The organism is Streptomyces anatolicus (assembly GCF_019400875.1).
Taxonomy (GTDB): Bacteria; Actinomycetota; Actinomycetes; order Streptomycetales; family Streptomycetaceae; genus Streptomyces; species Streptomyces anatolicus.
In genome coordinates, this window is sequence record NZ_WMBF01000549.1 from 1 (window position 1) to 3,889 (window position 3,889).

Annotated in this window: 5 protein-coding genes; 2 read left to right on the forward strand and 3 right to left on the reverse strand. The window is 70.9% G+C overall.

The window, feature by feature from the left end; all coding sequences use genetic code 11:
• From GKQ77_RS29310 to GKQ77_RS29320, 3 genes are all read right to left on the reverse strand, one after another.
• A partial coding sequence (locus tag GKQ77_RS29310) for a hypothetical protein (RefSeq protein ID WP_219692127.1) occupies nucleotides 1–745 on the reverse strand: 745 nt, incomplete at its 3' end.
• Nucleotides 746–880: 135 nt separating this feature from the next.
• On the reverse strand, nucleotides 881–1,729 hold the full coding sequence (locus tag GKQ77_RS29315) for an ABC transporter permease (RefSeq protein ID WP_219692128.1): 849 nt from the start codon (nucleotides 1,727–1,729) through the stop codon (nucleotides 881–883).
• Entirely contained in the window at nucleotides 1,726–2,763 is a 1,038-nt protein-coding gene (locus GKQ77_RS29320) for an ATP-binding cassette domain-containing protein (protein WP_219692130.1), read from the reverse strand. Before GKQ77_RS29320 ends, GKQ77_RS29315 begins: the two co-directional genes overlap by 4 nt.
• Before the next feature lie 194 nt (nucleotides 2,764–2,957).
• Here GKQ77_RS29320 and GKQ77_RS29325 point away from each other — a divergent pair, with 194 nt between their 5' ends.
• Together GKQ77_RS29325 and GKQ77_RS29330 are read left to right on the forward strand one after the other, a co-directional pair.
• On the forward strand, nucleotides 2,958–3,383 hold the full coding sequence (locus tag GKQ77_RS29325; RefSeq protein WP_219692133.1) for an SH3 domain-containing protein: 426 nt from the start codon (nucleotides 2,958–2,960) through the stop codon (nucleotides 3,381–3,383).
• Between the two features lie 72 nt (nucleotides 3,384–3,455).
• Nucleotides 3,456–3,854: a hypothetical protein gene (locus GKQ77_RS29330; protein WP_258022173.1), complete on the forward strand. Its 399-nt coding sequence runs from the start codon at nucleotides 3,456–3,458 to the stop codon at nucleotides 3,852–3,854.
• Nucleotides 3,855–3,889: the final 35 nt, after the last annotated feature.

Genomic DNA, 3,889 nt, shown 5'->3' on the forward strand with positions numbered 1-3,889 from the left:
CCCCCACCGCGCCCCGCGAGACATCCGCCGGAAGGTCGTCCAGCGTGAGCCCCCGCGTCACCGCCACGGCCACCGCAAGGACCGCCCCCGCAAGCACGGCGCCCAGCGCCACCGCGATGGCCGCCCGCCTGCGGCGTACCGCGAGCAGGACGCCGGCCACGGCGAGCACGACCGCCGCCACGGGAAGCCACAGACCCGCCGCCTGGAGGAGGCGGAAGACCTCCCGCAGCCACCCCGGATCCGCCGACCGCATGACGGTGACCTCCGTATGTTTCACCGGGATCTTGGAGGCGAACGGCACCCCGTCGTCGGACAGTTGCTGCTTGATCCGCTGGGTGATCGGCGCGAGGTCGATGGTGACCTCCCCGTCGGAGGAGTCGCGCAAGGCCCGCTGCACGGCGTCGTGGGCGGCACGGTTCGCCGCGTTCCAGGCGGTCTTGTAGGCGGCCGTCTCGCTGAATGACCCCACCGCGTCCCGTACGAAGGCCCTGACCGTGCCCTGGAGCGGCCCCACGTCGATCTCCTCCATGACCGCGTCGGTGACCGCGTCCGCGACGGCCGACCGCACCGCGGGGTCGGAGGCCAGCGGCGCCATCGTGGCGACGTAGTTGTCCGCGTCCCCGATCTCGTACCGCGACCAGGTGGAGACCGCGCCCAGGGGCACGAGCAGACAGGCGAGGACGAGGAGGACGGCGGAGAGAGGACCACGGACGCTGGACAGGGGGCTGCGGACGCTGCGGGGCACGCAACCCAGGCAAGGCCCCGCTCACGTGGGACGCGAGCGGGGCGACTGCATATGGGGCAACGACATCAGCCGACAGGGCAGAAGCACCGAAGGACGAGGGAGCAAGCCGCAGAGCCCGCCGAGAGCGCAACCGGGCTACTTCCGGTTGTACAACCGCATCGTCACGGGCCCGAACACCCCCACCAACACCACCACCCACCCCAGCGTCCACGCCAGTTCCGTCGTCGGCGACGTGCCGTCCATCAGGGCGCGTACCGCCGACGACACATGGGTGATGGGGTTGTTGTTGACGAAGGCCTGGAGCCAGCCCGGCATCGTCTCGGGCTTCACGAAGATGTCGCTGAGGAACGTCAGCGGGAAGATCACCATCATGCTGACGCCCATCACCGACTTCTCCGTGCGCAGCAGCAGCCCGAACATCGTCCAGATCCACGAGAACGCGAAGGAGAAGACGAGCAGCACCGCGATCCCGGCGACCACGCCGAGGAAGCCGCCGTCGGGACGGAAGCCCATGATGAGGCCGACGGTCAGGATCACCACGGACGCGATGGCGTAGCGCAGGGCGTCGCCGAGGAGGTAGCCCACCATCGTCGAGGGGCGCCAGATCGGCAGCGTACGGAAGCGGTCGAAGACGCCCTTCTCGATGTCGGTGTTGACCGAGACGCCCGTATACATCGTGATCATGACGACGGACATCACCAGGATGCCCGGCAGCAGGTACTGGATGTACTCCTGCGGCGACCCGGCGAGCGCACCCCCGAAGAGGTACGTGTACATGAGCACCATCATGATCGGGAAGGCCGTGACGTCGAACAGCTGCTCAGGCACATGCTTGATCTTCAGCATCGCGCGCCAGCCGAAGGTGAGGCAGGCGGAGAGCGCGCCGGGCCGTGGCGGCCGCTCGGTGGAGATGAGCAGTTCGGCGAGGGACTCGGTCCTGACGGGCGCGAGGTCCTGGGTCTCGGCGGGGGCGGTGGTGCTCATGCCGTGGCCTCCTTCTGCGAGTTCTGCTGCGAGTTCTGCTGCGTGTCGGTCGCGGGGGCGGAGTGACCGGCGTCCGTGCCGGTCAGGGCGAGGAAGACCTCGTCGAGGCTGGGCTGGCCCAGCGCGAAGTTGTCGACGGTGATGCCGGCGCGGGCCAGCTCGGCCAGCGCCCGCGAGGCCTGCTCGGCGGCGCCACGGCCGTTGCGGGCGCCGTCGTCCGTGCCGACGCGGGCCGTCAGCGCGAGGGGGTCGGGCTCCAGCTGGATCCGCGCGTCGAGCACCGCGCCGAGCAGCCGCGCCGCGTCCTCGCGCTGCGCGGCCTCCCGCAGCCGCACATGCACCGAGCCGGCGCCGACCGACGCCTTCAGCTCGCCCTTGGTGCCCTCGGCGATGACCTTTCCCTTGTCGATGACGGCGATACGGGACGCCAACTGGTCGGCCTCGTCCAGATATTGGGTAGTGAGGAGCACCGTCGTGCCGTGGCCGACGACCGCTCGTACGATGTCCCAGACCTGGTTGCGGCTGCGCGGGTCGAGGCCGGTCGTCGGCTCGTCGAGGAAGAGCAGGTCAGGGGTGTTCAGGATGGACGCGGCGATGTCGATGCGCCGCCGCATGCCGCCCGAGTAGTTCTTCACCTGGCGCCCGGCAGCATCGGTAAGGCCGAACGCCTCCAGGAGCTGCCCGGCGCGGGCGCGCGCCGCCTTCTTGGCGTGGCCGGTGAGGCGGCCGAGCAGGATCAGGTTCTCCAGACCGGTCAGGTCCTCGTCGACCGACGCGTACTGCCCGGTGAGGCTGACCCTGCCCCGTACGGCATCGGCCTCGCGGACCACGTCGTGGCCAAAGACGTGCGCCTCGCCGCCGTCGGGGCGCAGGAGCGTGGCGAGCATCTTGACCGCCGTGGTCTTGCCCGCGCCGTTCGGCCCGAGTACGCCGTAGACCGTGCCGGCCCGGACGGTGAGGTCGATTCCGTCGACCGCGCGGTTCTCGCCGAAGGTCTTGACCAGACCCGCGGTCTCGATGGCCATGCTGCTCATGTCCGTCCGCCTTCTCGCAAGGAGTCAAGGAGTGTCGTCGGCAGTAGAGACCCGGCCCGCGTCCGAAACTCATCGGTCCCCGTCGGCACCTATCGGTCCCGGCGCCTGTGAGTCTCCGGCGGAGCCCGCCACGCCTCCGGTGGAGCGCTCGGCCGAACGGGTGTTTCCTGGATGAGGGAACGAGGAGGCCGATCATGCGAATCGCTCTGACTCTCGGGGCGGCCTGCGCGACAGCCGTACTGACCGTGGGAACCGCCGCCACGGCCACCGCGTCCAGCCCCGCGAGCGCTGCCAGCCCCGCGAACAACGACGGCGGCGTCGTCTGGGGGACCGTCGTCTCCGGCCCCGACCTGAAGGTCAGGGACCAGCCGACGCCTCGCGGCGAGATCGTCGCGAAGCTGCCGCACGGCACTCAGGACCGCGTCGAGTGCGTCACTCACGGTACCGCCGTGCACGGCGACCCGCACTGGTACTGGCTGACCGGCGTCCGCGGCTGGGTGAGCGCGGTCTACGTCGACACCGGCGGGCGCTCCGTGCCGAGCTGCACCTCCGCCGATCCGTGCCCGCAGTGGCGGGACCGGGACTGCCACCACGACCCGTGCGCGTACCGCGACCACTGACGAATACGCCCCCCGCCGACGACCCCCATGATCACCGGGGGCACGGAACCGGGGGCACAGAAGGGACCCGTCATGGCACACGCCGCTCCCCTCCACCCGATGCGCCACCGCACCAGGGCCACCCCGACACCGGCCGCCCGCTGGGCCGCTCTCGCCCTGCTCATGGGCGTCGTCTACGGCCTCTGGGCCTGGGCGATCCGGCGCGACGGCGGACCGATCACCACCGGCAACGTCCTGTTCGGCGTCGTCAGCGCTCTCGTCTTCGCCGCCCTCATGATCTCCGTGCACCGCGTGGCGCCGACGCTCCCCCGCGAGCTGCGCGCCCTGTCCTGGGCGGCGTTCGCGGGGGTGACCTTCGGTTTCCTCTACAGCCTGGCCGGGGCGAGCGTGCTGCGGTGCACGGCCATGGCCCTTGGGGTCGCCGCGGGCGTCTTCGCGGTGACGTTCTACCGGTACTACACCACCGAGTGAGCACGCCGCTCCCCACGCCCCGAACGGCCCCCGCG

What these genes read in the sequence shown, in the direction of transcription:
- GKQ77_RS29330 (WP_258022173.1), top strand. Translation starts at nt 3,456, where the DNA reads ATGGCACACGCCGCTCCCCTCCACCCGATGCGCCACCGCACCAGGGCC.
- GKQ77_RS29315 (WP_219692128.1), bottom strand. Translation starts at nt 1,729, where the DNA reads ATGAGCACCACCGCCCCCGCCGAGACCCAGGACCTCGCGCCCGTCAGG.
- GKQ77_RS29325 (WP_219692133.1), top strand. Translation starts at nt 2,958, where the DNA reads ATGCGAATCGCTCTGACTCTCGGGGCGGCCTGCGCGACAGCCGTACTG.
- GKQ77_RS29320 (WP_219692130.1), bottom strand. Translation starts at nt 2,763, where the DNA reads ATGAGCAGCATGGCCATCGAGACCGCGGGTCTGGTCAAGACCTTCGGC.